Annotated in this window: 25 protein-coding genes; 16 read left to right on the top strand and 9 right to left on the bottom strand. The window is 68.5% G+C overall.

Annotation, left to right across the window (positions count from 1 at the left end; translation table 11 throughout):
- Positions 1 to 41: 41 nt before the first annotated feature.
- The 9 genes from HUN08_RS05135 (at position 42) to HUN08_RS05095 (ending at position 10,665) form a co-directional block, all read left to right on the top strand.
- Positions 42 to 1,220 carry a sensor histidine kinase gene (locus tag HUN08_RS05135; RefSeq protein WP_124247863.1) on the top strand — a complete coding sequence of 393 codons (1,179 nt, stop codon included), beginning with the start codon at positions 42 to 44 and terminating at the stop codon, positions 1,218 to 1,220.
- Positions 1,217 to 1,849 carry a response regulator transcription factor gene (locus HUN08_RS05130; RefSeq protein ID WP_124247862.1) on the top strand — a complete coding sequence of 211 codons (633 nt, stop codon included), beginning with the start codon at positions 1,217 to 1,219 and terminating at the stop codon, positions 1,847 to 1,849. The genes HUN08_RS05135 and HUN08_RS05130 overlap by 4 nt, the downstream gene beginning before the upstream one ends.
- 52 nt (positions 1,850 to 1,901) lie before the next feature.
- The gene (locus tag HUN08_RS05125) at positions 1,902 to 3,602 is read left to right on the top strand and encodes a fumarate hydratase (protein WP_124247861.1); all 1,701 of its coding nucleotides are present in this window, start codon (positions 1,902 to 1,904) and stop codon (positions 3,600 to 3,602) included.
- A gap of 202 nt (positions 3,603 to 3,804) precedes the next feature.
- Complete coding sequence (locus HUN08_RS05120; protein ID WP_124247860.1) at positions 3,805 to 5,406, top strand: HNH endonuclease signature motif containing protein; 1,602 nt, start codon at positions 3,805 to 3,807, stop codon at positions 5,404 to 5,406.
- A 72-nt stretch (positions 5,407 to 5,478) separates the two neighbouring features.
- Positions 5,479 to 6,879 (top strand): class II fumarate hydratase, encoded by a 1,401-nt coding sequence (locus HUN08_RS05115; protein WP_124247859.1) that lies wholly within the window; start codon positions 5,479 to 5,481, stop codon positions 6,877 to 6,879.
- An 84-nt stretch (positions 6,880 to 6,963) separates the two neighbouring features.
- Positions 6,964 to 8,079, top strand: a complete 1,116-nt coding sequence (locus tag HUN08_RS05110; protein WP_124247858.1) for a beta-propeller fold lactonase family protein — start codon at positions 6,964 to 6,966, stop codon at positions 8,077 to 8,079.
- A 57-nt stretch (positions 8,080 to 8,136) separates the two neighbouring features.
- The gene (locus HUN08_RS05105; RefSeq protein WP_124247857.1) at positions 8,137 to 8,991 is read left to right on the top strand and encodes a patatin-like phospholipase family protein; all 855 of its coding nucleotides are present in this window, start codon (positions 8,137 to 8,139) and stop codon (positions 8,989 to 8,991) included.
- A gap of 19 nt (positions 8,992 to 9,010) precedes the next feature.
- A complete protein-coding gene (locus tag HUN08_RS05100; protein ID WP_124247856.1) occupies positions 9,011 to 9,694 on the top strand; it encodes a PIG-L deacetylase family protein in 684 nt (227 codons plus the stop codon).
- A gap of 110 nt (positions 9,695 to 9,804) precedes the next feature.
- Entirely contained in the window at positions 9,805 to 10,665 is an 861-nt protein-coding gene (locus tag HUN08_RS05095) for a L,D-transpeptidase (protein ID WP_301546966.1), read from the top strand.
- Positions 10,666 to 10,731: 66 nt separating this feature from the next.
- Here the strand turns inward: HUN08_RS05095 and HUN08_RS05090 are convergent, their stop codons facing one another.
- The 5 genes from HUN08_RS05090 to HUN08_RS05070 form a co-directional block, all read right to left on the bottom strand.
- A complete protein-coding gene (locus HUN08_RS05090; protein ID WP_124247854.1) occupies positions 10,732 to 12,021 on the bottom strand; it encodes a PhoH family protein in 1,290 nt (429 codons plus the stop codon).
- A gap of 313 nt (positions 12,022 to 12,334) precedes the next feature.
- A complete protein-coding gene (locus HUN08_RS05085) occupies positions 12,335 to 13,204 on the bottom strand; it encodes an acyl-ACP desaturase (protein WP_124247853.1) in 870 nt (289 codons plus the stop codon).
- A gap of 20 nt (positions 13,205 to 13,224) precedes the next feature.
- Positions 13,225 to 14,502, bottom strand: a complete 1,278-nt coding sequence (gene glyA, locus HUN08_RS05080; protein WP_124247911.1) for a serine hydroxymethyltransferase — start codon at positions 14,500 to 14,502, stop codon at positions 13,225 to 13,227.
- Between the two features lie 46 nt (positions 14,503 to 14,548).
- Positions 14,549 to 15,790: a DUF885 domain-containing protein gene (locus tag HUN08_RS05075; protein ID WP_124247852.1), complete on the bottom strand. Its 1,242-nt coding sequence runs from the start codon at positions 15,788 to 15,790 to the stop codon at positions 14,549 to 14,551.
- A 10-nt stretch (positions 15,791 to 15,800) separates the two neighbouring features.
- Positions 15,801 to 17,351: an MFS transporter gene (locus HUN08_RS05070; RefSeq protein ID WP_124247851.1), complete on the bottom strand. Its 1,551-nt coding sequence runs from the start codon at positions 17,349 to 17,351 to the stop codon at positions 15,801 to 15,803.
- Between the two features lie 97 nt (positions 17,352 to 17,448).
- Here HUN08_RS05070 and HUN08_RS05065 point away from each other — a divergent pair, with 97 nt between their 5' ends.
- Together HUN08_RS05065 and coaA are read left to right on the top strand one after the other, a co-directional pair.
- Positions 17,449 to 18,543, top strand: a complete 1,095-nt coding sequence (locus HUN08_RS05065) for an Lrp/AsnC family transcriptional regulator (RefSeq protein ID WP_124247850.1) — start codon at positions 17,449 to 17,451, stop codon at positions 18,541 to 18,543.
- Positions 18,544 to 18,567: 24 nt separating this feature from the next.
- Positions 18,568 to 19,506 carry a type I pantothenate kinase gene (gene coaA / locus HUN08_RS05060; protein WP_124247849.1) on the top strand — a complete coding sequence of 313 codons (939 nt, stop codon included), beginning with the start codon at positions 18,568 to 18,570 and terminating at the stop codon, positions 19,504 to 19,506.
- Positions 19,507 to 19,515: 9 nt separating this feature from the next.
- On the opposite strand, the gene HUN08_RS05055 is transcribed toward coaA, so the two are convergent.
- Genes HUN08_RS05055 through HUN08_RS05045 form a run of 3 tightly spaced genes read right to left on the bottom strand, consistent with a single transcriptional unit; the run spans position 19,516 to position 21,802 of the window.
- The gene (locus tag HUN08_RS05055; RefSeq protein WP_124247848.1) at positions 19,516 to 20,274 is read right to left on the bottom strand and encodes an SDR family oxidoreductase; all 759 of its coding nucleotides are present in this window, start codon (positions 20,272 to 20,274) and stop codon (positions 19,516 to 19,518) included.
- 50 nt (positions 20,275 to 20,324) lie between these two features.
- The gene (locus HUN08_RS05050) at positions 20,325 to 20,981 is read right to left on the bottom strand and encodes a CYTH domain-containing protein (protein WP_124247847.1); all 657 of its coding nucleotides are present in this window, start codon (positions 20,979 to 20,981) and stop codon (positions 20,325 to 20,327) included.
- Between the two features lie 35 nt (positions 20,982 to 21,016).
- Positions 21,017 to 21,802, bottom strand: a complete 786-nt coding sequence (locus tag HUN08_RS05045) for an isoprenyl transferase (protein ID WP_124247846.1) — start codon at positions 21,800 to 21,802, stop codon at positions 21,017 to 21,019.
- 82 nt (positions 21,803 to 21,884) lie between these two features.
- On the opposite strand from HUN08_RS05045, the gene HUN08_RS05040 reads away from it, so the two are divergent.
- From HUN08_RS05040 to HUN08_RS05030, 3 genes are all read left to right on the top strand, one after another.
- Positions 21,885 to 22,559 carry a hemolysin III family protein gene (locus HUN08_RS05040; protein ID WP_124247845.1) on the top strand — a complete coding sequence of 225 codons (675 nt, stop codon included), beginning with the start codon at positions 21,885 to 21,887 and terminating at the stop codon, positions 22,557 to 22,559.
- Between the two features lie 16 nt (positions 22,560 to 22,575).
- Positions 22,576 to 23,106: a hypothetical protein gene (locus HUN08_RS05035; protein WP_124247844.1), complete on the top strand. Its 531-nt coding sequence runs from the start codon at positions 22,576 to 22,578 to the stop codon at positions 23,104 to 23,106.
- A 96-nt stretch (positions 23,107 to 23,202) separates the two neighbouring features.
- Positions 23,203 to 24,555, top strand: coding sequence for a PepSY domain-containing protein (locus HUN08_RS05030; protein ID WP_124247843.1), 1,353 nt, complete (start codon positions 23,203 to 23,205; stop codon positions 24,553 to 24,555).
- Here the strand turns inward: HUN08_RS05030 and HUN08_RS05025 are convergent.
- Positions 24,552 to 25,604 (bottom strand): 3-deoxy-7-phosphoheptulonate synthase, encoded by a 1,053-nt coding sequence (locus tag HUN08_RS05025; protein ID WP_124247842.1) that lies wholly within the window; start codon positions 25,602 to 25,604, stop codon positions 24,552 to 24,554. The genes HUN08_RS05030 and HUN08_RS05025 overlap by 4 nt on opposite strands.
- Positions 25,605 to 25,853: 249 nt before the next feature.
- Here HUN08_RS05025 and HUN08_RS05020 point away from each other — a divergent pair, with 249 nt between their 5' ends.
- On the top strand, positions 25,854 to 26,111 hold the full coding sequence (locus tag HUN08_RS05020) for a type II toxin-antitoxin system Phd/YefM family antitoxin (protein WP_124247841.1): 258 nt from the start codon (positions 25,854 to 25,856) through the stop codon (positions 26,109 to 26,111).
- Positions 26,096 to 26,494 carry a type II toxin-antitoxin system VapC family toxin gene (locus HUN08_RS05015; RefSeq protein ID WP_124247840.1) on the top strand — a complete coding sequence of 133 codons (399 nt, stop codon included), beginning with the start codon at positions 26,096 to 26,098 and terminating at the stop codon, positions 26,492 to 26,494. Before HUN08_RS05020 ends, HUN08_RS05015 begins: the two co-directional genes overlap by 16 nt.
- Position 26,495: the final 1 nt, after the last annotated feature.

Here is a 26,495-nt window from a genome sequence, read left to right as displayed (position 1 = left end):
AGTTGGAGGCGGCCGATGGCGGTCACCGCGATACTGGGTACGTGCGCTCGACCAACCCCCACCCCCTCGCCGGCGACCGCTACATGCGGTGGGCCGGCCATCTGCTCTTCGGCGTCCTCATGGGGGTGGGCGTGGCACGTGTTCTCACGTCGGAGGGGGCCGTGTTGATCCCCGTGCTCTGTGCCGCCGCGCTCTGCGCCTGGTACGTCGCGGGGGCGGTCCTCCTCCGCGCCGACCATTCACGCTTCGCGATCCTATGGCTGATCGTCCTCGTCGGCGGCTGGGCGCTGCTGGCCACCTTTTGGCCCGGCTTCGTGTGGGTGGCTTTCGTCCTCGCCATGCTGTGCTGGCACTTCCTGCCGGTCGTCGCCGCGATACCCGTCGAGATCGCCGTCGCAGCCGTTGCCGCGACCGCGTCCCAGCGGCTGGGACCGTCCGGCCCCGGCGCGGTCATCGGTCCGCTCATCGGTATCGCTTCGGCAATCGCGGTCACCGAAACCCTGCACCGCGTCGTGGCCTCGGCCCAGCGGCGCGAGGAATTGAACCGCCGGCTGTTGGAGACCCAAGAACAGTTGTCCCGACAGCGCCGCGACGCCGACATACTCGCAGAGCGGGAACGACTCGGCAGCGAGGTCCACGACGGCGCCGGGCAGGCGTTGGCCGGCATCGTCATGCTCCTGCAGTCGGCGACCGACGAGACGACGCCGGCGGCGCAACGACTGACGCAGACGCGCACGGCTCTCGACATGGCGTCGAGCGCGCTGGCGCAGACCCGAGACTTCTTGCGGGGCATCGACTCTCGACCATCCGCGGATTCACTCTCGGCGGCGGTCGGCGATGCGGTCGACCAGGCCCGCAGCCTGGGCCTGCCCACGCGGTTGCAGACTCATGGCGACCCGATCACGACAACCCCCGAGATCCGGGATGCGCTGATCCGCGCCGCCAACGAGGCACTGCGCAACGCCGCCCGCCACTCTGGCGCCGACCAGGCAATCGTCACCCTCACCTCGCTCGGCGACGAGATCCATCTCGATGTCGTCGACAATGGGCGCGGTATGCCCGCACGCCCGACCGGAACAGGCACCGGATTCGGATTGGCGGCGCTGCGGTCACGGATTCAGCGGCTCGGCGGAGCGGTCACCATCGACTCCGAGCCCGGTGACGGCACCACCGTCCATGTCTGTCTGCCCGTCGGCAACCAGTCGGAGGTCCGCAGTTGATCCACGTCATGCTGGTCGACGACCATCCCATCGTCCGGGCCGGGTTGCGTGCGGTACTCGATCCGGTCGACGACATCGAGATCGTCGCCGAAGCCGAGTCGGCGCAGGAAGCCGTCGAGCTCGCGAGCCGCCACCGCCCCGATGTCGTCCTCATGGACCTGCGCCTGCGCAGCGGTGCCGATACCGGCGCCGACGGCGTTGGTGCCACCGCCCGCATCCGAGCCCTCGACGACGCACCTCGAGTCATCATCCTGACCACCTACGCTTCCGACGCCGACATCGTGCGCGCGGTCGACGCCGGCGCCACCGGCTATCTACTCAAGGACACGGCACCGGACAACCTGATCTCCGGAATTCGGGAAGCCGCGGTGGGCGCGACGGTCCTCGGGCCGCCGGTCGCCGCCCGGCTCCTGGACCGGATGGCGTCGCCGACACAGGCGTTGACCGTGCGCGAACTGGACATCGTCGAGCAACTCACGGTCGGCGGATCAAACCGGGAGATCGCGCGCCGCCTGTTCATCTCCGAGGCGACGGTCAAATCGCACCTGGTCCACATCTTCGACAAGCTGGGGGTCAACAGCCGCACCAAGGTCATCGCGCTGGCGCGCGAACGCGGTCTGATCGATTAGTTAGCCTGCACTAACCCGCAGGTAAACGGGCGTGCTCAGTATCATTCCGGATGTGAGCACTCCAGCCCAGGCTCCGGAATTCCTGTACTCCGACCTGCTTCCCACCGGCCCGGATGAGACGCCCTACCGGCTCATCACCACCGAAGGCGTGTCGACGTTCGAGGTCGACGGTCGCAAGTTCTTGACGGTGTCGCCGGAGGCCATCACCGCGCTGACCGAAGAGGCGATGCACGACATCAGCCACTACCTGCGCCCAGCGCATCTGAAGCAGCTCCGCAAGATCATCGACGACCCGGAGGCCTCGGGCAACGACCGCTTCGTCGCGCTCGACCTGCTCAAGAACGTCAACATCTCCGCCGGCGGCGTGCTGCCGATGTGCCAGGACACCGGCACCGCCATCATCATGGGCAAGAAGGGCGAGGGCGTGCTGACCGGCGCCGACGACGCCGAAGCGATCTCGCGCGGTGTCTACGACGCCTACACCAAGCTCAACCTGCGCTATTCGCAGCTGGCGCCGCTCACCGTCTACGACGAGAAGAACACCGGCACCAACCTGCCCGCCCAGGTAGAGATCTACGCGACCGGGCAGGGCCCGAAGGGGCCGGAGTACAAGTTCCTGTTCATGGCCAAGGGCGGCGGATCGGCCAACAAGTCCTTCCTGTTCCAGGAGACCAAGGCGATCCTGAACCCCAAGCGCCTGCTCGAATTCCTCGACGAGAAGATCCGCTCGCTGGGAACCGCGGCCTGCCCGCCCTACCACCTGGCCGTCGTAATCGGCGGGACCTCGGCGGAGTTCGCGCTCAAGACGGCCAAGTACGCGTCGGCGCACTACATCGACACCCTGCCCACCGAGGGCTCGATGTCCGGGCACGGCTTCCGCGACCGCGAGCTGGAGGAGGAAGTCTTCAAGCTGACCCAGTCCTTCGGGATCGGCGCGCAGTTCGGCGGCAAGTATTTCTGCCACGACGTCCGCGTCATCCGGCTGCCCCGACACGGCGCGTCCTGCCCCGTCGCGATCGCCGTCTCGTGTTCGGCCGACCGTCAGGCGCTGGGCAAGATCACCGCCGACGGGGTGTTCCTCGAGCAGCTCGAGACCGACCCCGCGCAGTACATGCCCGACGCCGGGGTGGCCGAGGACATCGAGGGCGGGCAGGTGGTCGAGATCGACTTGAACCGGCCGATGGCCGAGATCCTCGCCGAGTTGAGCAAGTACCCGGTGAAGACGCGGCTGTCGCTGACCGGCCCGCTCGTCGTCGCCCGCGACATCGCGCACGCGAAGATCGCCGAGCGCCTCGACGCCGGGGAGCCGATGCCGCAGTACCTGAAGGATCACCCGGTGTACTACGCCGGACCCGCCAAGACCCCGGAGGGCATGGCCTCTGGATCCTTCGGACCCACCACCGCCGGGCGCATGGACTCCTACGTCGAGCAGTTCCAGGCCGCCGGCGGATCGATGGTCATGCTCGCCAAGGGCAACCGCTCCAAGCAGGTCACGCAGGCGTGCGACGCGCACGGCGGCTTCTACCTCGGTTCCATCGGTGGCCCGGCCGCGCGCCTGGCGCTCGACTGCATCAAGAGCCAGGAAGTGATCGAGTACCCCGAACTCGGGATGGAAGCGGTCTGGAAGATCGAGGTGGAGAACTTCCCCGCCTTCATCGTCGTCGACGACAAGGGCAACGACTTCTTCACCGACCCCTCGGGCACGGTCAACGTGCCGATCAGCGGCGTGCGAATCCGGTCGAAAGAGCGCTAACCGCGGCAGCTCATTCGCCCGGCACCCGCCACTTGAGGCCGGGGAAGCGGGCGAAGCCGCGGACAACATGCCCGACGACGGCCACCGGTACGAACTCATCGACGGGGTGGCCGATAACACGGTGACGACCCTTATCGAAAGAACAAGCAAAGCCGCACAACGAGGTGTTGTATTAGCACATACATTCGAGTAGAATTGGTCCATGAGCCCCGCCACCAGCACCGACACCCGTGGTATGGCGGCTCCTCGCGTCGAGGATTCGGCGTCGGCACGTTGGGCCGATGTCAGCGCCGCGATGGCCGTCTTCGCGTCGGATCCCGCCGGCGGTGACGCGGAATCCACCCTTGCCGGGGTAGGGGCGTGTGTTCGTGCCGAGTCGTTTATCGCCTGGTTGCGCTATCGGCGCAGTGCCGAACTGTTCGACACGGTCCTCGCCGCCATGACCGATGCGGGCGACGACGGCCTCGACCTCTTCGACGCGCATACCCAGACCGCCACCCGCTTGGCAATGACCATGGCCATCTCCCAGGGCTGGGCCGAGAACCTGCTCGGTCAAGGGCTCGCGTTGCGCGACCGGCTCCCCCGTGTCGACGAGTGCCTGCGCGACGGCCTGATCTCTCCCGCCGACGCGCGACTCATCATCTCCCGCACCGAACTACTCGCCGACGACGAGACCGCACCGGTCGACGCCGGAATCGCCACCGCCATCCGCACCAAGCCCGGCGCCTGGTCCACCAGCCGCATCCGCAACCTGGCCGATCGGATCGTGTTCCGCCACGATCCCGACGCGGTGCGTCGTGCCCGGGAACGCAGCCTCGCGGGCCGCACCACGTGGACCAATCCGACCGCCAACGGCATGGCAACCATCGGCGCCTCGATGACCGCCGAGAACGCCCGCATCGCTCATGACGCCGTCACCGCCTTGGCCGCCACGGCCTGTGAGCACGACACCCGCAGCCGTGACGCCCGAGCGAGCGACGCCTTTTACAGCCTCCTCACCGGCCAGGCATTCACCTGCGAATGCGGGCACAAAGACTGCACCGCCGACATCCCCGCTCCAGGGCAGCTGGCAACCGACACGGCAGGCCGAATCGTCGTCCACGTCGTCTGCGACGAGGCGACCGCCACCGACTCGGCCGACCATCCCGGATTCTTGGCCGGCCACGGCGTCATCAGCGCCGACCACGCCCGCGACATCATCAACCGCCCCGACTCGACCGTCCGGCCAGTCGCGGGACGCGCGGCGCCCGCCGACTCGTCCACGCCGGAGCTGCCGCTGTACCAGCCCACCAACCCGTACCGCCCGTCAGCGGCGCTCGATCTGTTCATCCGCATCCGCGATGGCTACTGCACGGTCCCCGGCTGCGACCGTCCGGCATTCGACGCCGAAATCGACCACGTCGTCGAATACGACCACGACTCGCCTGCCACCGGCGGACCCACCCACCCCGACTACCTCAACGCCAAGTGCAAGTTCCACCACCTGCTGAAGACCTTCAGCAACTGGGTCGACGACCAGCACACCGACGCCGACGGACACACCCGGACCACGTGGGCAACACCGGAACGGATCATCATCGACGGCCCGGCGGAGAACAACGCCGACCTATTCGGCGGCTTGGTGCGCTACCGATGGCGAACATCCGAAACATCGGCACAAACCGCGCCACCCACCACCCCCGACCGGCCCCGCCGAGTCAAGACGCGCACACAGCGCAAACATGAACGCCGCCGAGCCGAACGCACCCGCAACCGCCGGAGCCGCGAACGCTCACCACGGCAACCCGGCGATCCGCCGTTCTAGCCGCGAGGACGCGCGCTGGTACCGTCGAGAACGTAGGGCAACCTAACTACGTCGACTCCGGAGGAATCTCGCATGGCAGAGCAGGAATACCGCATCGAGCACGACACGATGGGCGAGGTGAAAGTGCCCGTCGACGCGCTCTGGCGCGCACAGACCCAACGGGCCGTCGAGAACTTCCCCATCAGCCACCGCCCGCTGGAGCGCACCCAGATCCGCGCACTCGGCCTACTCAAGGCCGCCTGCGCCCAGGTCAACAAGGATCTCGGCCTGCTCAGCGCCGAGAAGGCCGACGCCATCATCGCCGCGGCATCAGAGATCGCCGACGGTAAGCATGACGACCAGTTCCCGATCGACGTCTTTCAGACCGGGTCGGGCACCAGTTCCAACATGAACGCCAACGAGGTGATCGCGTCGATCGCCAAGGCCCAGGGCGTCGACGTCCACCCCAACGACGACGTCAACATGTCGCAGTCGTCCAATGACACCTTCCCCACCGCGACGCACGTCGCCGCCACCGAGGCCGCGGTCACGCAGCTCATCCCCGCCCTCGCGCATCTACACGACGCCTTGGCCGCCAAGTCGCAAGAGTGGCGGGAAACGGTCAAGAGCGGGCGCACCCACCTGATGGACGCCGTGCCGGTCACTCTCGGTCAGGAATTCGGCGGGTACGCCCGTCAGGTCCAGGCCGGCATCGAGCGCATCGAATCGACGCTCCCCCGCGTCGGGGAACTGCCGATCGGCGGCACCGCTGTCGGCACCGGGCTCAACGCCCCCGACGGTTTCGGCACCAAGGTCGTCGCGGAACTCGTGAAGTTGACCAGCGTCGACGCGCTACGCCTCGCGGCCGACAACTTCGAGGCGCAGGCCGCCCGCGACGGCCTCGTCGAACTGTCCGGCCAGTTGAAGACGATCGCCGTCTCGCTCACCAAGATCGCCAACGACATCCGGTGGATGGGTTCCGGCCCGCTGACCGGCCTGGGCGAGATCCAGCTCCCCGACCTGCAGCCGGGCAGCTCGATCATGCCGGGCAAGGTGAACCCGGTGCTTCCCGAGGCGGTCACCCAGGTCGCGGCCCAGGTCATCGGCAACGACGCCGCCGTCACCTGGGGCGGCGGCAACGGCGCCTTCGAGTTGAACGTCTACATCCCGATGATGGCCCGCAACGTGCTGGAATCGATCACCCTGCTGACCAACGTGTCGCGCCTCTTCGCCGACCGGTGCATCAGCGGACTGGTCGCCCACACCGACCGCCTGCGCACCCTTGCGGAGAGCTCCCCGTCGATCGTGACGCCACTCAACAGCGCGATCGGCTACGAGGAGGCCGCCGCCGTCGCCAAGCAGGCGCTCAAGGAGGGCAAGACGATCCGCCAGACCGTGATCGACCGCGGCCTGATCGGCGACAAGCTGACCGAGGCGGAACTCGACGCTCGCCTGGACGTCCTGAAAATGGCCAATCTCGACCGGGAGCGCTGACCGACACCCGGGGAATCGCCCACCGGACGCAGAGTGTCCAGACCTTGGACACCGCGCGAGGGGATACGCATCGAGAATCCTCAGATGCATCCTCCCCGATTCCTATCGGTCCTGACCGCCCTGAGTGCGGCAGCCCTGATGTCCGTCGGCGCACTACCGTCGTCGAGCGCGGTCGCCGAACCACCCGCCAAACACTTCCTGATCACCGCAGGCGACGCGTCGATGGGACTCAGCGTGATGCGCGTCCACGACGACGGCGCCCTGACGCCGACACCCGGCAGTCCCTTCCGCACCGGCTTCGGAATCCTCGGGATCTCGGTCTCGCCGGACAAGAAGAAGCTCTACGTCCCGCATGTCGGCGACGGCGCGGTCAGCGCGTTCCGGATCGACGACGCCGGTAGCCTGCACCTGCTCAACACGGTCGCCGTCGGCGGCGCCCCGACCGGGGCGCGCGTCACCCCCGACGGCAAGCACCTGTACGTCGTCCTCGGCGGCTTCCCCGGCCAGGTCGCCACGCTCGCGATCACCCCGTCGGGCGCACTGCGCCCCCTCAACCGGCCGCGGCCCGCCATCGGCACCCCGAGCAGCGCCGTCGGCATGGCCTCGATCGATCCGGACGGCAGATTCCTGCGCGTCACCAGCTACATCAGCACCACGCTGACCAGCTATGCGTTGAGCCCGAACGGCGGGGCACGCAGCATCGGCACCACCCCCGTCGCCTTCGGACCCGTGGCCCCCGGCTACACGCCCGACGGGAGATTCCTCTACTCCAGCGACGAATTCGGCTTCGGCCTGTCCGGGTTCCGCATCCACGCCGACGGCTCGCTCACCCCGACACCCGGCTCGCCGTATCCCACCGGTGGCGTGCCCCACGGCGTCATCACCAGCCCCGACGGCAAACGCCTCTACGTCCCCAACGCCGTCGGCACCTCGATCGCCGCCTACCGCATCCACCCCGACGGCCGGTTGACCCGCATCGCGGGATCACCGTACCCCGGGCCGGCCGGCACGCTGTGCGGACAGGTCGCGCTGCACCCGAGCGGCAAGTGGCTCTACGACATCGACGTCCTCACCGTCGGAATCACCACCCGGATCACCACCTACCGGGTGCGCGCCGACGGGGGCCTGGCACCGACCAATCGGCCCGTCGTCGACACCGGCGTCGTCATGTCCGACGGCCCGGTCGTCGCGTTGACCTGAGCGAGGCGACCAGAGGTCGTCGCCGCACCCTCCTATCCTGGAATAGGAGGTGCGACGATGACCACGGCCTTTGTCCTTTCCGGAGGCGCGAACCTGGGTGCGATGCAGGTGGGGATGCTGGCAGCCCTCGCCGAGCGCGGCATCGCCCCGGATCTGCTGTTCGGCACGTCGGCCGGGGCGCTCAACGCCGCCTACCTCGCCAACCGGGGCACGAGTCCTGCCGTCGTCGAGTCACTCGGCGACGTGTGGCGTTCGCTGAGCGCCTGGCAACTGTTCCGACCGCATGCCGGACAGTTGTTCGGCGCACTCGTCGGCCGCCAATCGGCCCTGTTCAGCAACCGGGGTATGCGCACCCTCATCGATGAACACCTCGACTTCACCCTGATCGAGCGGGCCCGGACGCCGCTGACCGTGGTGGCCACCGACCTGCTGACCGGCGAACAGGTCGACCTCGCCTCCGGGTCGGCGGCCGACGCGATATTGGCGAGCAGCGCGATCTCGGGGATCTTCCCGGCCGTCGAACTGGGCGGCCGGCTCCTCGTCGACGGCGGGGTCGCCGACAACACGCCGGTCTCGCTGGCCGTCGAATCGGCCGCCGACACGATCTACGTCCTGCCGTGCGGCTATCCGTGCGCGCTTCTCAAGCCGCCGCGGACGGTCGCCGACACGATTCTGCACACCATGTCGCTACTGATCCAGAAACGCCTCGTCCGCGACATCCGGGAGTACGCCGACACCGCCGACCTGCGCGTGCTGCCACCACCGTGCCCGTTGACGATCGGGGCGTTGGACTTCTCCCGCGCCGACGAACTCATCAGCCGGGCCTACATCTCCGCGAACGAGTTCCTCGACGTCGACGAGGGCCGGCGCGCCAAGCCGGCCGACCACATCGACATGCACACGCACGCATGACCGTGGCTAGCCTGGGGTCATGACCGCCCTGCTCCCCTTTCCCGACGACTGGCAGACCGCCCTCGTCCTCGTCGCCCACCCCGACGATCCGGAATACGGCATGGCCGCCGCTGTACACCGGTGGACACACGAGGGCAAACGCGTCGTCTACGGACTCGCGACGAGCGGCGAAGCCGGTATCGAGGGCATGGCACCGGAGGAGTGCGGTCCGCTGCGGGAGGACGAGCAGCGGGCCTCGGCCGCCGAGGTCGGGGTCTCCGAGGTCGAGTTCTGGGGCTTTCCCGACAGCGAGGTGTTCAACACCGGCCCGCTGCGGGCGAAGGTCGCCGAGGCCGTCGAACGCATCAGGCCCGACGTGGTGCTGGCAACCTACGGCGGACCGGAGTGGGCGCCCGGCTTCCCCAACCAACGCGATCACATGGAGTTCGCCGCCGCGGTGCGGCAGGCGGTTGGCGAGCTGCGCGGAACCGGGCCGCGCTGGCTGTTCGAGAACGGCCCGCTGGCCACGCACGCCGTCGCCGTCTCGCACGCGGATATCGAGGCCGCGGTCCGCTCCCTGGCCGAGCACCGTGAATACCTACGCGTCCTGGACCCGGACACCCCGGTGGCCGAACAGGCGCAGCGGCAGGTGGAGATGACCACCCCCGCCCGCGAGGACTTCGGCGGGCGGCGGGCCGTCGGGTTCGAGTTGGTCGGCCGGTGATCCGACTTGACCGGATCCTTGCCGCACTGTGATCGTCACGTGACTCGATGTCCGATTTTGGATGGCACACTGAAATGGTGCTGAAGTTACTACAGAGAAATTTGAGACTTTTGGGACTCGCCTTCGCGGCATTGCTCGCGACCGCGCTGACCGTCCCGGCGATGGCCGCAGCCGTACCGCTCCCCGATACCGGGTCCGCGGGCGGAGAATTGAACGGCATCCTGGACCAGCTGACCGGTCGCAACCCCGGTGACAAGACCAATGTCACCGGCCAGACCTCGCAGCTCATCGTCGTCAATGCGAAAGCTGCCTCGGATACCACCGGCACCCTGACCGCCTACGAGCGCGGCGCCGACGGCAACTGGAAGCCCGTCGTCGGACCGACCACCGCGCACCTCGGCTCCAAGGGCCAGGGCGAACCCGCCGACAACGTGCCCCGCACGCCGAGCGGCACCTTCGCCCTGGACCAGGCCTTCGGACGCAAGGCCAACCCGGGCACCAAGATGCCGTACAAGCAGGTGACCGTCGACGACTGGTGGGACTCGGACATGAAGTCCAAGACCTACAACACGCTGGTCCACCACAAGGGCAAGCCCAGTGCCGACGCGGAGAACCTCTACAACTCGGGTCCGGTCTACGACTACGCGGTGAACATCGCCCACAACCCGAGCCGCGTCCCCGGCAAGGCGTCGGCGATCTTCCTGCACGTCACCAACGGCCAGCCCACCGAGGGTTGCGTGGCCGTGGGACAGTCGGAGATGGTCAAGATCCTCAAGTGGCTGGATCCGGCGAAGTCGCCGAAGATCACCATCGGCGTCAACGCCCAGGCACCGAGCGGCGACGCCGCCGGCGCGAGTCCGCAGAACATGAAGGACTCCCCCAACGGCGCTGCCGGCGGGCTTCTCGGCGGCATCGTCGAGGGGGCGCTCAACATCCTGCCCCAGATCCTCGGCAAGGTCGGACAGAGCTGACGCACACCAAACGAATCGGCCCCACACTCACCCGCCAGGGAGTGTGGGGCCGATTCGTTTCCCCGTCTAGGTGAACTCCTCCAGCACATCGGTGACGAGCGCCGCGATCGGCGACCGCTCCGAGCGCGTCAACGTGATGTGGGCGAACAGCGGATGGCCCTTGAGCTTCTCGATCACCGCGGCGACACCGTCGTGGCGCCCGACGCGCAGGTTGTCGCGCTGCGCCACGTCGTGGGTGAGGACCACCCGGGAACCCGAGCCCAGGCGCGACAGCACCGTCAGCAGCACATTCCGCTCCAGCGACTGCGCCTCGTCGACGATGACGAAGGAATCGTGCAGCGAACGCCCGCGGATATGTGTGAGCGGCAGCACCTCGAGCATCCCGCGCGACGCGACCTCGTCGATGACCTCCGTCGACGCCAATCCTTCCAACGTGTCGAACACGGCCTGCGCCCACGGCCCCATCTTCTCCGCCTCCCCGCCCGGCAGGTAGCCCAATTGCTGACCGCCGACGGCGTAGAGCGGCCGGAAGACCACGACCTTGCGTTGGGTGCGGCGCTCCAGCACGGCCTCCAACCCGGCGCAGAGCGCGAGCGCGGACTTGCCGGTACCCGCCTTGCCGCCGAGCGACACGATGCCGACGCTGTCGTCGAGCAGCAGGTCGAGCGCGACCCGCTGTTCGGCGGAGCGGCCGTGCAGTCCGAATGCCTCCCGGTCGCCCCGCACCAACTGCACCCGCTTCTCGGCGTTCACCCGACCCAACGCGCTCGACGTCCCGCCGAGCAGGCGGACGCCGGTGTGACACGGCAGGTCGCGCGCTTCGTCGATGTCGACGACACCCTCGTCGAACAAAGCGTTGATCGTGTCGCGGTCCACCTCGAGCTCGGTCATCCCGGTCCACCCGGAGACGACGACGTCCTGGGCGTGGTATTCGTCTGCGGCCAGCCCCACCGCGCCCGCCTTGACGCGCAGCGGTGTGTCCTTGGTGACGAGCGTGACGTCGAGTCCCTCGGCCCGCAGGTTGAGCGCACAGGCGAGGATGCGCGAGTCGTTGTCGTCGGTACGGAATCCGCTGGGCAGCACCGACGGGTCGGTGTGGTTGAGTTCGACCTGCAGGGTGCCGCCACTCTCCCCGATCGGGATCGGCCGGTCGAGCCGGCCGTACTCGCCACGCAGGTCGTCGAGCAGGCGCAACGCCTCTCGGGCGAACCAGCCCAGCTCGTGATGGTGGCGTTTGCCCTCGAGTTCGCTGATGACGACCAGCGGTAGGACCACGCGGTGCTCGTCGAAGCGGGTCACCGCTTTCGGATCGGAGAGCAGCACGGAGGTGTCGAGGACATAGGTGCGAGTAGTCACGTGGACTCCTATGTCGGCGCGGCACCCGCACCGACTGGGTGTTACTGGTGACCGGCGGATCCGTGCTGTTGCGACCGGGCTAGCCGCGCGAGCGTGGGACCGGGGCCGGCCCCCTCGTGACTGCAAAATCCACGAATCGGACCTCCCGGATGAATCGCTTTCCCCTGCGGTTCATCGCCTCCGACGCTACGCCGCACGGGCCACGAGAACCGGTGGCGCGCCGTGCGCCATGTGAACTTTGTGCAAACCCTGCAGAACGGAATGGACCCGACACCCAGAGGGCGTCGGGTCCATCCGAAACTGCGGGGTTCGGCTACGCCTTGGCGGCGAGCTCCAGGATCCGCTTCTTGGCGGCGTCGGCCTCGTCGGAGAGACCGTCGATGCTCTCCAGCTTGACCTGGTCGACGATGGCCTTGGCGATCACGCCGCGGGTCGACTCGTCCTCGTAAGAGGCGAACAGTTTGCGCTGCTCGTCGTAGTCGGCGATGTCGGCGCCGATGGTGTCGATGTGGTTCAGCGCCCAGTCGATCGCCTTCACCGTGGCATCCTGGTCGGCCACGAGTCCGGCACCGAGGAATCCGGCGAAGTAGCGGGCCTGTGCCTCGTCGTCGTTCGAGATCTTGGTGAGGATCTGCGAGAGCACGTCGTCGGCGGTGGCCTCCTGCAACTTCGCGATGAAGCCGACGGTCTGGAATTCGTGGACCGCGAGCAGGGCCAGCACGTCCATCGGGCGCAGGTCAGCGATGGCGTCCTCGGTCTGCCGGTACCCGGCGACGACGTGGATGCGACGACGGTTCTCCGCGTCGACGGGGTCGAGCGAACGGGTCACGACGAGCCAGTCGCGCAGCACGATGGCGTGGCGGTTGTCCTCGGCGGTCCACACGCCGACCAGCTGGCGCCAGTCGGAGAAGGCCGGGAAGTACATCGCCAGCAGACGGTGGTACGACGGCAGGTTGTCCTTGAGCAGCAGCAGCGCCAGCACCGCCGCGCGCACCTCGGCAGAGGTGTCGCTGTCGGACGGCTCCCAGTCCTTGCCGCCGAGGAAGGCGTAGTTGCGGCCGAGATCCCACGGCACCCAGTCGTGCGGGTTCCACGCGGTCGCGTCGACTTGGTGCTCCTCCGACAGTTCGGGGAGCGCCTTTTCCAGGGCGATGACGAGGTCGTCGGTTTCGAGGATGCTCACGCCGAACAGGATACCCGGTCTCAGACCCGGCTCATGAGTCCCCACTGCTCGAGGCCCTCGTACAGCGGGAAGTCCAGCGCCAACGCGGAGACCCGGCCGCGCAGGGCCGAGACGTCGGCCGACTTCCCGGCGGCCAGCGCGGTGGCGATGATGTCGGCGACCTCGGCGAACTGCTCGTCGCCGAATCCGCGGGTGGCCAGCGCCGGAGTGCCGATGCGCAGCCCGGAGGTGACCATCGGCGGGCGCGGGTCGAAGGGCACGGCGTTGCGGTTGACGGTGATCCCGACCTCGTGCAGCAGATCCTCGGCCTGCTGGCCGTCGAGCTGGCTGTTGCGCAGGTCGACGAGTACCAGGTGGACGTCGGTGCCGCCGGTCAGCACGGAGACGCCGGAGTCGGCGACGTCGGAGCCGGTGAGCCGCTCGGCGAGGATCTTCGCACCGGCGAGGGTGCGCTGCTGACGGGCCTTGAACTCCTCGCCGCCGGCGATCTTGAGCGCGACGGCCTTGCCTGCGATCACGTGCATGAGCGGTCCGCCCTGCTGGCCGGGGAACACCGCGGAGTTGAGCTTCTTCGCCCAGTCCTTCTTGGCCAGGATCAGGCCGGAGCGCGGGCCGCCGAGGGTCTTGTGCACGGTAGTGGACACGACGTCGGCATGCGGCACCGGGTTCGGGTGCAGTCCGGCGGCGACCAGTCCGGCGAAGTGGGCCATGTCGACCCACAGGTGGGCGCCCACCTCGTCGGCGATCTCGCGGAAGGCGGCGAAGTCCAGGGTGCGCGGGTAGGCCGACCAGCCGGCGCAGATGACCTTGGGCTTCGTGTCGAGGGCGATCTTGCGCACCTCGTCCATGTCGACGCGGAAGTCTTCCTTGCTGACCCCGTAGAAGACGTTCTCGTAGAGCTTGCCGGAGAAGTTCAGGCGCATACCGTGCGTCAAGTGCCCGCCGTGGGCGAGGTCGAGGCCCATCAGGGTCTCGCCCGGCTCCATCAGGCTCATCAGCACGGCGGCGTTGGCCTGCGCGCCCGAATGCGGCTGCACGTTGGCGAACTCCGCGCCGAACAGCTCCTTGGCGCGGTCGCGGGCGATGTCCTCCACGACGTCGACGTATTCGCAGCCGCCGTAGTAGCGACGGCCCGGGTAGCCCTCGGCGTACTTGTTGGTCAGCACGCTGCCCTGCGCCTGCAACACCGCGCGCGGCACGAAGTTCTCCGAGGCGATCATCTCCAGGGTGTCGCGCTGGCGGGAGAGTTCGCCATTCATCGCCGCGGCGACATCCGGGTCGAGTTCCGCCAGGGACATCGTGTTCACCGACGTTGCTTCATTCGCCTCAGCCATACCGGCGAGTTTAGTTGGCCAACTCGGCGCGGAGTCGGGCCGGGGTCAGCGGCTCGTCGAGGAGCCGGCCGAATCGCCGCGCTCGCGCCGCCGCCGGGTCCGGCGCATCGGCGGCACCGGCGTCGAGCCAGTCGCCGAGCAGGCGGTATCCCTCGACATAGGTGCTGATGTAGGCACGCCACAGCCCAGAGGTGAGGAACCGCAGCATCTGCCGTGCCCGGTCCTCGCCGACGAGCAGCCAGCGCGCGAGATAGGTGGTGACCTCGTCGGCGTCGGAGCCCCGGTCGTGCAGCAGCAGGGCCGCGTCCTGGCGCACCGCCAGCAGCCCGGCCGTCGCCTCGCCGACGGCCCGCGCGCGATGGGCGTCGAACCGCAGCCCCAGGTCGGCGTAGACGGTTTCGGCCCACAGCGGCCAATCCGGCCCGATCGCCGCGCGCAGCGCGTGATCGGCCAGCCCTTCGGCCATGAGGCATTGCGGCGTGTTGACCAGAAAGATCGTCTGCTCCCCCTGCCCGCCCCCGACGAGCAGCTCCTCCTTGCGGCAGTGCTCGGTGTGATGGCCCGGATAGGCCTCGTGGGCGACCAGATGCGGCAGCGCCGAAAGTTGCTGCGGCACGTCGGTGTTGATGGCGACGCGCGAGCGGTAGCCGCCGAGGTAGTAGTTGAACCCGGACCAGGGCTGGTCGGAGACGATCTCGAACTCGACGGTCTCGGCCACCGGGAGGTCGACGGATTTGCGCACCTCGTCGCGCAATGCCGAGGCGAAGGCGGTGACGCAGTCGCCGAGACGGTCGGCGGGGATCTCGGTGGCCCTGCGGTAGGCGCGGTACGCGGCGCGCAACGTCTCTGGATCGTCGGCGACGCCGAGCGCGTCGGCCAGTTGCCGGTGCGATTCCCGGTATACCTGCGGGTCCTGCGGGGCGATGTCGACGTCGAAGTAGGCCCGCACCTCGTCGACGAAGCCGATGTCCTCGCCCGCGAATTTGCGCGCCGAGCACTCCAGCGCCCGCAGATGCGATCCGATGAACTCGGCCCGGTCGGCCGGCAGATCGCCGGGCAGCCGGTCGTGCAGCTGTGCCGCGCTGCGGGCGAGGACGGCCGGGTCGGGCCGTCCCTCGTCACGGACCTGGGCGCGCAGGGCCGGGTCGCCGGTGTAGGCGTCGACGAACCCCTCCTCCAAGAGGTCGAATGCCAACCCGATGCGCAGGTATTCGGTGACGATCTCGTCGTCGGCGGGGAGGTAGACGGGCATGGCGTCGACGTTACCGAACGATGGCCACCGGTTCGCCGGTCTCGGGTGCGGGCGCCGCTGGCGCCTGGACGACGAAGTCGTTGCTCCGGATGAGCACCGCTGCGGCGACCGCCCCGATGATCGCGGCGACCGCGCTCGTGAGGAACAGCGCGTTCATCGCGTCGGCGAAGGCGCCGTGTACCGCGGCGGTGAGCATCTCCTGCCGCGCGGCGGGGAACCGCGAGATCAGCGCCTGCGCTTGCCCGTTGTGTGCGGCGCCGGCCAGTCGCGCCGGGTCGATTCCCGACGAGGAGCCGAGCCGCTCCCGCAGGCCAGATGCCAATCGGGCCGAGAAGATCGAGCCGTAGACCGCGATGCCCACGGCGATGCCGACCTGCCGGAAGGTCGTGTTGATTCCCGACGCCATGCCCGACCGGTGGACGTCGACCACGCCGACCGCGGTGGAGGCTAGCGGAGGATTGACGAGCCCGGATCCGATGCCGGCGACGACCAGTCCCGGGATCAGGTGGGTCCAGGAACTGTCGGCGCGCAGACCCTGCATCAGCAGGAGGCCGACGCCGACGAGGAAGAGTCCGGGGCCGATCAGCCACCGCACCGGGACGCGCTCGGATAGGCGACCCGAGACGGTGGCCACCACCATCGAGCAGACCGACATGATCAGCAACCGCAGGCCGGTCTGCATCGCACTGTAGCCCTGCGCGTCCTGCAGATAGAGGACGACGTAGATCAGCATCGCGAACAGGGTGCCGTTCATCGTTACCGCGGCGATCGAGCCACCGACGAAAGTAGGCACTCGCAGTAGCGAGAGATCGAACATCGGCTCGGCAACGGTTGCCTCGATCACGGTGAACACGATGAGCAGGACCGCCGCGGTGATCAGCGAGGAAACGACGAGGGCGTCACCCCAGGAGCGCTGGCCGGCCTCGGTCAGCCCGTAGACGAGTGCCAGCAGAGCCGCGGTGAAGACCACCATGCCGGCCAGATCGACCCGTCGGGCGTGCGGGGACCGGGACTCGTCGACGCGCAGCACCGTGACGGCGATGGCCGCGATCCCGATCGGCAGGTTCACCCAGAACACCCCGCGCCAGTTGATCTCGGTGGTGATGACCCCGCCCAGGACGGGACCGAGTGCGGTGGCGATGCCGGTGACCGCCCCCCACACGCCGAAGGCGATGCCACGTTCCCGACCGTGGAAGGTCGCGGCCAACAGTGCCAGCGACGTGGCGAAGAGCGCGGCACCGCCGACACCCTGGAGCACGCGGGAGGCGATCAGCATCTCGGCGCTCTGCGCAATACCGCACAGCACCGATCCGAGGGTGAAGACGATCAAACCACCGAGGAACACCCGTTTGCGGCCGAACCGGTCCGCGATAGACCCGGAGGTCAATAGGAGGGCGGCAAGGGCCAGCGCGTACGAATCGGTGATCCACTGCAGAGCGGTGAAGCTGGCACCGAGGGAATGTTGGATTTGGGGTAGCGCGACGGCGACGATGGTGACGTCGAGCAGCAACATGAAGGTTGCCGCGCAGATAACGCCCAGTGTCCACCATTTGCGTGTCATGAAAGGCCCCTTAATCTCAGGAATCGAGTTGACCCCAGTCTCGCGCCGGGTGGCGATTTCAGTCACTCACATCCGCGAATGCCGTAGAATTCCCACAATGGATCGCTCAGTTCCAGATATTTTCAGCAATCTCGACCTCTTGGATACGCAAATCGTCGCTGCCATTCAGATCTCGCCCCGGGCGTCGTTTCGCGAGATCGCGGAGGCGTTGGGCGAGCCGGAGCACACGGTGTCGCGACGATACCGCCGACTGCGCCGCGAGGGCTTGTTGCGCGTGACCCTGGCATTGGACCCCCGGGCCTTCGGCGGGGCGATCAAACTGGTGCGACTGCGCTGTCGCCCGGAGGCCGCCGACGCCATCGCGTTATCGCTGGCCCGTCGCGACGACGTGTCCTGGGTGTCGATCCACTCCGCCGGCTGGGAAATCGTCTTCAACCTGCGCGCAAAGACCAGCGAGGACGCCTCCGACCTGCTCACCCGGATGCTTCCTCGCACGCCACAGGTCCTCGATGTCCGCACCGCCACGGTCCTGCACCAGTTCGCGGGCGGAAGTCCGCACGACTGGCACCACTGGCAGGGCACGCTGACCGCCTCGCAGATCCAATCGCTGGCCGCCACCAATCTCTTCCGGCAACCGGAATCCCCCTCCGAGGGGCGACTGCCGGGCACCGAGGATCGGGCGATCATCGAGCATCTCACCCGTGACGGACGGCTGCCCTTCACGACGCTGGCCCGCAACCTCGATACGACGACGGGCAAGGTGACCAGGCGCGTCGAGCAACTCGTCTCCTCCGGCGTGGCCTACTTCGACGTCGACGTGGCGCAGGCCGCGACCGGAGGTGTGCTGGCGGCGATCTGGATGAACGTGGCGCCGGCAAAACTCGACGCCGCCGGCCAGTCCCTGGGAAGGAACCCGACAGTGCCCTTCGCCGCTGCCATTAGCGGGACCTGGAACCTCTCCGCGACGGTGATGGCGGCCGATCACGACAGTTTCTACGGCTTCATCACGACGACGCTCGCCACCATCGACGGCATCACCGGCTACGAGTTCTTCGCCCTGCACCGTCGGATCAAGAACGCGGGAGCCCTGGTAGCGGGGGACCGACTCGCCATGCCGTCGGCGACCCCGCGACTGGACCCGCCTGACACCGCAACGACGCGGCCAATACGCTTGTCAGATGCCGTCCGGTAACAGACCAGGGTTGCGGGTGCGCCGATGAAGCGATCATCGGGGCGCGATCCCAGCCTGTACCTCGAGCTCGACCGTCGGCAGTGGCGCGAGTTGCGCGAATCCATGCCGATGGTCCTGACGCAGGGCGAACTCGACGCGATCGCCGGCCTCGGCGAGAAGCTCGACATGGCCGAGGTCGCCGACGTCTATCTGCCGCTGTCGCGTCTCATCCACCTGCGCGTCGCCGCCCGCCAACGTCTATACGCCGCGACCTCGACCTTCCTCGGGGAGTTGCAGACCGCCCAGCAGGTGCCGTTCGTCATCGGCATCGCCGGCAGCGTCGCCGTGGGCAAGTCGACGACGGCCCGCCTGCTGGCCACCCTGTTGGCGCGCTGGGACACCCACCCGAAGGTCGACCTGATCACCACCGACGGATTCCTGTACCCCAAGCGGGAGTTGGAGCGCCGCGGTCTGATGCACCGCAAGGGCTTCCCGGAGTCCTATGACCGCCGTGCGCTCATGAGGTTCGTCACCGAGGTGAAGTCGGGGGCGCGCGAGGTCACCGCCCCGGTTTACTCGCATCTGACCTACGACATCGTCCCCGACGTCCGGCACTTCGTCCGCCAGCCCGACATCCTCATCATCGAGGGCCTCAACGTGCTGCAGACCGGGCCGACGCTGATGGTCTCGGATCTCTTCGACTTCTCGGTCTACGTCGACGCGAAGACCGCCGACATCGAGCGCTGGTACATCTCGCGCTTCCTGCAGATGCGCACCACCTCGTTCGCCGACCCGAATTCGCATTTCCACTCCTACGCCGGGCTCAACGACGTGCAGGCCACCGCGGCCGCCCACGACATCTGGACGTCGATCAACCGGCCCAACCTGGTGGAGAACATCCTGCCGACGCGTCCGCGCGCCGACCTGGTCTTGCGCAAGGACTCCGATCACTCGATCAACCGGGTGCGGCTGCGCAAGCTCTGAAACGCCGCTTCAGCGCACCGGCTGTGCCGCCACCCACTGGGTGAGCGTCATCGCGGTGACGACGTCGGCGTGCACGGGGATCAGCCCGCCGTCGCGCAAGGCGGACCCGCCGAAGCTGATCGGCACCACGGGGCCGCGCCGCCCCTGCGCGGCGCGCAGCGCCTTGGCCACGTCGACGAGGTCCAGCTGCTCGGGTCCCCGTACTTCCACGACGGTTTTGGCCCGGTAGTTCTCGCCGGTCGCCGCGTCTGCCAGCACCACCGCGCCGTCGGAGGCGGCGAGCGGCGCGGTCACCATATGCGGTACGACGGCCAGCGGTCCGATCGACATGCGGTCGAGCATCGTGGTGGCCAATTCGAACCACTGGGTCGTCCGCACGATGGTCAACCGGTCGCCCAGCGCGTCGCGATAAACCTGTTCCTGGGCGGCTTTGCCCTGGTAGTAGCCCATGCGGCGATTGACCGCGGGATCGGCGGCGTTGCAGATGGACAGGCAGACCACCCGAGCCCCCGCGTTCTTCGCCGCGGCGGCGGTGTTGCGCGCGGCCGTGCCGAAGAACGCCTTGGCCTTGTTCGCGGACTGGGTGTTGAGGTTGAGACAGTCGACGACCACGTCGGCACCGTCGACGGCGGCCGCGAGCCCCGCTCCGGTCTCGGCGTCGACCCCGGTGCGGCGGTTCGCCTCGACGACCTCGACGCCGCGCTCGCCCAGCTGGTTGCACACGAGTGCGCCCATCGTCCCGCTCGATCCGAGCACCACTGCCTTCATCGCTCTCCTCTCAGGTTGCTGTTGATGCCGGTAAGCGGCACCAACAGCAACTACTCGACCCCGAAGCGGTTCTCGCCCAGCGTGTGCATGAATCCGGGCCCGAGGATGCGGTACTCGTCGGCGAACTGTGCCGCCCAGGTCGGGAACGGATGATGGGCGAGGTATTCGTTGCCGAACCGCGGATCCTCCGACACCTCGGTGACGCAGAAGTCCGGGATGGCGAGGTCGGTCACCGGCCGCGCCCGTTCCACCTCCCCGACCAGCAGCGGGGCGTTGTCGGCGAGGAAGCGGTCGACGATCCACCCGTCCTCCCCCATCCACATCGAGTACCGGACCTTCGCGATCAGCGCCGACGACCGGGCCGCGATCGACCCGGCGACCAGCGGATCGATCGCCCGCTCCGCCTCGTATCGGGTTCCGGCATTCGCCGGCCCCTTGACGCCGAGCGTTCCCATCGCGTCGTCGCTCTCGGTCAGCGCCTGCGCCAGATCCGACGGTGCCGAGTCGAGGTCGAGTTCTCCAGCGGGTCCGCTGATCCGCACGCGCACGGCGAACCCGTCGTCGGCGAAGACATAGGCCTGCACGATCAGGGTGGGCGTGGGGTCGCCGGCCGCCTCGACGGGCAGGTCGCGCAGGAGGAATTTCCGCTCGAACTCGAAATCACCGAGACCGGTCTGCGTCTCGCACTCGTCCGCGTCGTCGTACATAAGCTCAATCTAGTGTGACGACCAGCGGATTCACGTCAACGCCCGAACCGGCGATTCCGCGCGCCGAAGTCGCGCAGCGCGCGCAGGAAGTCGACGCGGCGGAACTCCGGCCAATAGGCGTCGGTGAACCAGATCTCCGAGTAGGCGCTCTGCCATAGCAGGAAGCCGGAGAGGCGCTGTTCACCCGAGGTCCGGATGACCAGGTCGGGGTCGGGCTGGCCCTTGGTGTAGAGATTGCGGTCGATCGCGTCGACGGTCACCGCCTCGATGAGCGCGTCGCCGGAATCGCCTGCGGCGATGTGCTCGGCGAGCAGGTCGCGGACCGAGTCGACGATCTCCTGGCGGCCGCCGTAGCCGACGGCGACGTTCACGTTGAGCCGGCCGTCATGCGACGACGTGCGGTCGGCCGCGGATTTCAACCGCTGGGCCGCGACGGCGGGCAACTGGTCGATGTTGCCGACGAGGCGTACGCGCCATCCCCGCTCCGGGGCGGAGATCTCGTCGACGATGTCGGGGACGATCTCCATCAGCGCGTCGAGTTCCTCGGAGGGGCGCTGCAGATTCTCCGTCGAGAGGAGGTAGATGGTCACCGTGCCGATGCCCAGCTCATCGCACCAGGACAGCATGTCCGCGATGCGGGCGGCACCCACCCGGTGGCCGTGGCTGACGTCCTCGAAACCCGCTTCGCGCGCCCAACGCCGGTTGCCGTCGCAGATGATGGCGACATGCTTGGGCAGGCGTTCCCGGTCCAACAGCTGCGCCAGCCGTCGTTCATAGACCGCGTACATGGGGGTACGCAGCGTGTCGGGAAGGAGTTTCATCGCGTCCGATCCTACGCCGGTCGCCAGTGAGGTCCGACACCAAAACGAGATACCCGAGAGTAACTTACGGTACCGTAGGTTCATGACCTCCCCGATCCCCACTCCGATTCACCTGGAGAGCAAGCCGCGGCTGCGCGGCGTGATCCACCAGTACTCGGCCTGGATTTCGACGCTCGCCGTCGCGGCGATCGTGATCGGCGCCGCGCAACTCAAAGGCGTCGGCGCCGCGGTGGCGTGCGCCGTCTACGGCATCACCGTCTTCGGCCTCTTCACCATCAGCGCCACCTACCACCGCCACAAGTGGGGTTCGGAACGGGCCGCCATGCTCATGAAGCGGGCCGACCACTCGATGATCTTCCTGTTCATCGCCGGTTCGTACACCCCGTTCTGCTACCTGGCCCTCCCCTCGCCGACACGGTGGTGGGTGCTCGGCATCGTCTGGAGCGGCGCGCTGGCCGGCATGATCCTCAAGATCGCGTGGCCGCAGGCACCCCGGTGGCTCGGCGTCGTCCTCTACATCGGCCTGGGCTGGGTGATCATCGCCAAGGCCGCCACCCTCATCCACTACTCGGGGTGGCTGGTCATCTCGTTGCTGGTCATCGGGGGTGTGCTCTACAGCGTCGGCGGGATCCTCTACGCCCTGCGCTGGCCCGACCCGTGGCCGGAGACCTTCGGACACCACGAGTTCTTCCACGCCTGCACCGTCGTCGCCGCCATCGCCCACTACACGGCCATCTGGTTGCTGCTCCTGCGCTGACCCCTAGACTTTTCCCATGCTCATCGCCGCCGCACCGCGGACCGACCGCGCTCGGCGGCACGTGTACGGCGCGGCCGTGGGCATCGTCGCCGCGACGACGGCGATGGCCGGCCACTGCGCGCTGATGCCCGACGAGACGCCGTCGGCGGGAATCCTGGTCATGCTGCTCATCGGATGCGCGGCCATCGGTGCACTCACCAGCTCGGCGCGCCCGACCGCCGACCGCCCGTACACCGTCGCAGCCGCACTCCTCGTCGCCCAGGTCCTCGGTCACCTGACCTTGGCGACGGGATCGGGTCACGCCTTCGCCGCGCCGTCACCGACGATGGTCGGCGCGCACGCGATCGCGCTCCTCGTCGGCGTCGCCGTGGTGCGCCGCGCGGATCGGCGGTGCAGGCCGCATTGGCCGCGTTGCACCGCCTCGTACGGGCCGTCACGCCCACTCCGTTGCCGCTGGCCCGGTCGTGGGCGGTGGTCACCGCCGAGCGCGCCCCGCTCTTCGACGCCAGCACGGCACGCCACCACATCAGACGCGGTCCCCCGGTGATCGCCGCCGTCTGTTCCTAACCCCGCACCGAGCATCGGTTGCCGCATCGCGGCGTCGGCGTGCCCGCGTGCGCCCTCACCGAATCGAGCGATCACCGTGTTCCGTCCCCTCCTGCCCCTCATCCGTCGCCTGCACTTCTACGCCGGCATCCTCGTCGCACCGTTCCTACTCGTCGCGACGATCAGCGGCGGCCTGTACGCCCTCGCACCACAAGTCGAGTCCGTGACCTACCGACACCTGCTCCACGTCGACTCCGACGGCCCGCCGCACAGCATCGACGAGCAGGTCGCCGCTGCTCGGGAGTCGCGACTCGGGGTCGTCACCGCGGTCGACGCGGCCGCCGCGCCACATGAGACGACGCGCGTCTACTTCGCCGACAACTCCCTGGGCGAGTCGGAACGCCGCACCGTCTTCGTCGACCCGACGACCAGCCGGGTCCTGGGGCAATCGGTGACCTTCGGGAGCAACGGCGCCCTGCCGCTGCGGTCGTGGCTCGACGGGTTGCACCGGAATCTGCATCTGGGCGAGCCCGGCCGGACATACAGCGAACTCGCCGCGTCGTGGCTGTGGGTCGTGGCGCTCGGCGGACTCGCGTTGTGGGTCAACCGGTTTCGCATCCGACGCCGAAACACCGGTCGTTCGTGGTGGCGGATCGCCTCGGTCGAGCGCACGGGCACCAGGCGCAACCGCACCCTGAACTGGCATGGCGCCGTCGGCGTGTGGCTCGTCGTCGGACTCGTCTTCCTCTCCGCGACCGGGTTGACGTGGTCGAAGCACGCGGGGCAGAACATCGCCGACCTGCGGCACCACCTGAATTGGGATCGCCCACCGTTGCCGACGGCGGTGCCGGCCGCCCACCACCACGGCGCGGCCCCCGGGCCGACCGTCGCGCACGAGCAGCCGAGCGCCTCCTTCGACGCCCTACTCGCCGTCGCCCGCGCACACGGCCTGTCCGGGCGGGTCGAGATCGATCTGCCGACCGGACCTCGGGACGCCGTCACCATCACGCAGACCCGACTGCCGTGGCGTTACTCGGTCGACGCCATCGCCGTCGACCCGACGACGATGGGCGTGACCGCCGACGTCCCGTTCTCCACCTGGTCGCTGCCGGCGAAGCTGGCCGAGTGGGGCATCCAGCTGCACATGGGCATCCTGTTCGGCTGGGTCAGCGCGGTGGCCCTGCTCCTGCTGATGATCGCGCTGACGACCGTCATCGTCCGCGGCTACCTCCTGTGGTGGCGCCGCGGTCCGGGACTCCGCGCCGGGCGTCCCCCGCAGGGTGGAACCATGCGGAGTGCATTCGCCGCCGCCGATATGCGCACCCGCTCCGTGTTCGCCCTGCTGTTCGTCGCGATCCTCGTCGTCGGATGGTTCGTGCCGCTGTTGGGGATTCCGCTGCTCGCCTTCGTCGTCGTCGACGCTCTCGTCGGCTACTGCCGGGCCGGTTAGCCCCGGGCCAGCGTGCGGAGCACCGCCTCGGTGGCTTCCCAGCCCATGCACTTGTCGGTGACCGACTGGCCGTAGACGAGGTCGGCGCCGTCGGGCGATTGGGCGCCGGGAACGAGGAAGCTCTCCAGCATCACACCGCTGATCGGCACACCCCGCGCGACGAGGTCGCCGATCTCGGCGGCGACGACGGCCTGGCGCTCGTGATCCTTGCCAGAGTTCGCGTGGGAGGCATCGATCATCACCCGCGCGGGCAGTCCGGCCTTCGCGAGCACGCCGGCCGCCGACGCGACCGACTCCGCGTCGTAGTTGGGCCCGCTGGTCCCGCCGCGCAGGATGATGTGGCAGTCCTCGTTGCCCGCCGTCTCCACCACGACGCCGTTGCCGAAGTCGTCGAGTCCGAAGAAGACGTGCTGTGCGGCCGCGGCCTGCACCCCGTCGACGGCGACCTGCACGTTCCCGTCGGTGCCGTTCTTGAATCCGACCGGCATGGAGAGGCCGGAGGCGAGTTGCCGGTGGACCTGCGATTCCGTGGTGCGGGCCCCGATGGCTCCCCAGGCCACCGCGTCGGCGATGTACTGCGGGCTGTTCGGCTCGAGGAACTCGCAGCCCACCGGCAGCCCGAGGTCGATGATGTCCAGCAGCAGCGCGCGGGCGGTCCGCAGGCCGCGCTCCACGTCGAAGCTGCCGTCCATGCCCGGGTCGTTGATGAGGCCCTTCCACCCGACGGTGGTCCGCGGCTTCTCGAAGTAGACGCGCATGACGATCTTGAGGCGGTCGGCGTATTCGACGGCCAGCGGCGCGAGGCGACGCGCGTAGTCGAGCGCCGCGACGGTGTCGTGGATGGAGCACGGACCGACGACGACGAGTAGGCGGTCGTCGCGCCCGGCGAGGATGGCGGCGATCTCCTCGCGGTCGCGGGCGACGGCCACGGCGCGGCGCGCGGTCAGCGGCAGCTCGCTGCGCAGCGCATCCGGCGTCGGGATCGGACGGAAGGCCCGGATGCGCCGGTCGGAGGTGGTCTGCGCATTCAGGTCGGGGGTGGTGGTCACGGTGTTGGCCTCTCGCGTTGGTCCGCCGGGCCCCGCGGTCGGAGCCCTGGAAAAGGAAAGAGCAGCGACCGTGATGGTCACTGCTCGGGCTCCGGATGTGGAATGTGCGCGCGAAACTACCGCTTCACCGCAGGCCCACCCGGAGCCTCGGTAAAGCGCCAATAGGCGCGCACGGAGATGTTCACGTCGCCCACAGTAGCACCCGGTCGTCCACCGGCAAGAAATCTGATTATCAGATATGATGTGATCGTGCGAAAGATCAGCGCCACCGAGGCCTCCCGCGGCTTCTCCGACCTCCTCGATTCCATCGAGGCGGGCGACACGGTCGTGGTCACGCGCGGCAACCGCCCGATCGCCGAGATCCGCCCGGTGCGCCGACGGACCGGACGCGACCTGGCCCGCGCCCTCGCCGACACCACCCCACCAGACGATTCCTTCACCGCCGACATCTCTGCCGCTGTCGACCTGTTGGTCGCCGACCAAACGGACCCATGGGCCGACGAGTAGTCCTCGACACGAATCTCCTCATCGCCTACGAGCGGAATGCGATCGACCGATCGGCCCTGGACGACGACGATGTGGCCATCGCGGCGATCACCGTCGCCGAGTACCGCACCGGGATCGAATTGGCGGCGAACGCTGATCAAGCCGCAGCACGCGCGCAGGCGCTGGCGGCGATCACCGGCGCGGTCGACGTCCTCGACTACACCGAGGCGACGGCCGCCCACCACGCGCGGTTGATCGCCCACGTGCGAAAGGTCGGGCGTCCGCGCGGCGCCCACGACCTCGTCATCGCGGCTCACGCGGCAGAAACGGGCCGAATCCTGCTGACTCGGGACTCGTCTGCCCGCTTCGGCGATCTTCCCGGCGTCATCACGGATTCACTCTGAT

This window comes from Gordonia sp. X0973 (assembly GCF_013348785.1).
Taxonomy (GTDB): Bacteria; Actinomycetota; Actinomycetes; order Mycobacteriales; family Mycobacteriaceae; genus Gordonia.
Note: the sequence above shows the minus strand (reverse complement) of the source record. Positions and strands in the feature narration are given on the sequence as shown.

What these genes read in the sequence shown, in the direction of transcription:
- HUN08_RS05120 (WP_124247860.1), top strand. Translation starts at nt 3,805, where the DNA reads ATGAGCCCCGCCACCAGCACCGACACCCGTGGTATGGCGGCTCCTCGC.
- HUN08_RS05115 (WP_124247859.1), top strand. Translation starts at nt 5,479, where the DNA reads ATGGCAGAGCAGGAATACCGCATCGAGCACGACACGATGGGCGAGGTG.
- HUN08_RS05110 (WP_124247858.1), top strand. Translation starts at nt 6,964, where the DNA reads ATGCATCCTCCCCGATTCCTATCGGTCCTGACCGCCCTGAGTGCGGCA.
- HUN08_RS05105 (WP_124247857.1), top strand. Translation starts at nt 8,137, where the DNA reads ATGACCACGGCCTTTGTCCTTTCCGGAGGCGCGAACCTGGGTGCGATG.
- HUN08_RS05100 (WP_124247856.1), top strand. Translation starts at nt 9,011, where the DNA reads ATGACCGCCCTGCTCCCCTTTCCCGACGACTGGCAGACCGCCCTCGTC.
- glyA (WP_124247911.1), bottom strand. Translation starts at nt 14,502, where the DNA reads ATGTCCCTGGCGGAACTCGACCCGGATGTCGCCGCGGCGATGAATGGC.
- HUN08_RS05075 (WP_124247852.1), bottom strand. Translation starts at nt 15,790, where the DNA reads ATGCCCGTCTACCTCCCCGCCGACGACGAGATCGTCACCGAATACCTG.
- HUN08_RS05070 (WP_124247851.1), bottom strand. Translation starts at nt 17,351, where the DNA reads ATGACACGCAAATGGTGGACACTGGGCGTTATCTGCGCGGCAACCTTC.
- HUN08_RS05065 (WP_124247850.1), top strand. Translation starts at nt 17,449, where the DNA reads ATGGATCGCTCAGTTCCAGATATTTTCAGCAATCTCGACCTCTTGGAT.
- coaA (WP_124247849.1), top strand. Translation starts at nt 18,568, where the DNA reads ATGAAGCGATCATCGGGGCGCGATCCCAGCCTGTACCTCGAGCTCGAC.
- HUN08_RS05055 (WP_124247848.1), bottom strand. Translation starts at nt 20,274, where the DNA reads ATGAAGGCAGTGGTGCTCGGATCGAGCGGGACGATGGGCGCACTCGTG.
- HUN08_RS05050 (WP_124247847.1), bottom strand. Translation starts at nt 20,981, where the DNA reads ATGTACGACGACGCGGACGAGTGCGAGACGCAGACCGGTCTCGGTGAT.
- HUN08_RS05045 (WP_124247846.1), bottom strand. Translation starts at nt 21,802, where the DNA reads ATGAAACTCCTTCCCGACACGCTGCGTACCCCCATGTACGCGGTCTAT.
- HUN08_RS05040 (WP_124247845.1), top strand. Translation starts at nt 21,885, where the DNA reads ATGACCTCCCCGATCCCCACTCCGATTCACCTGGAGAGCAAGCCGCGG.
- HUN08_RS05035 (WP_124247844.1), top strand. Translation starts at nt 22,576, where the DNA reads ATGCTCATCGCCGCCGCACCGCGGACCGACCGCGCTCGGCGGCACGTG.
- HUN08_RS05015 (WP_124247840.1), top strand. Translation starts at nt 26,096, where the DNA reads ATGGGCCGACGAGTAGTCCTCGACACGAATCTCCTCATCGCCTACGAG.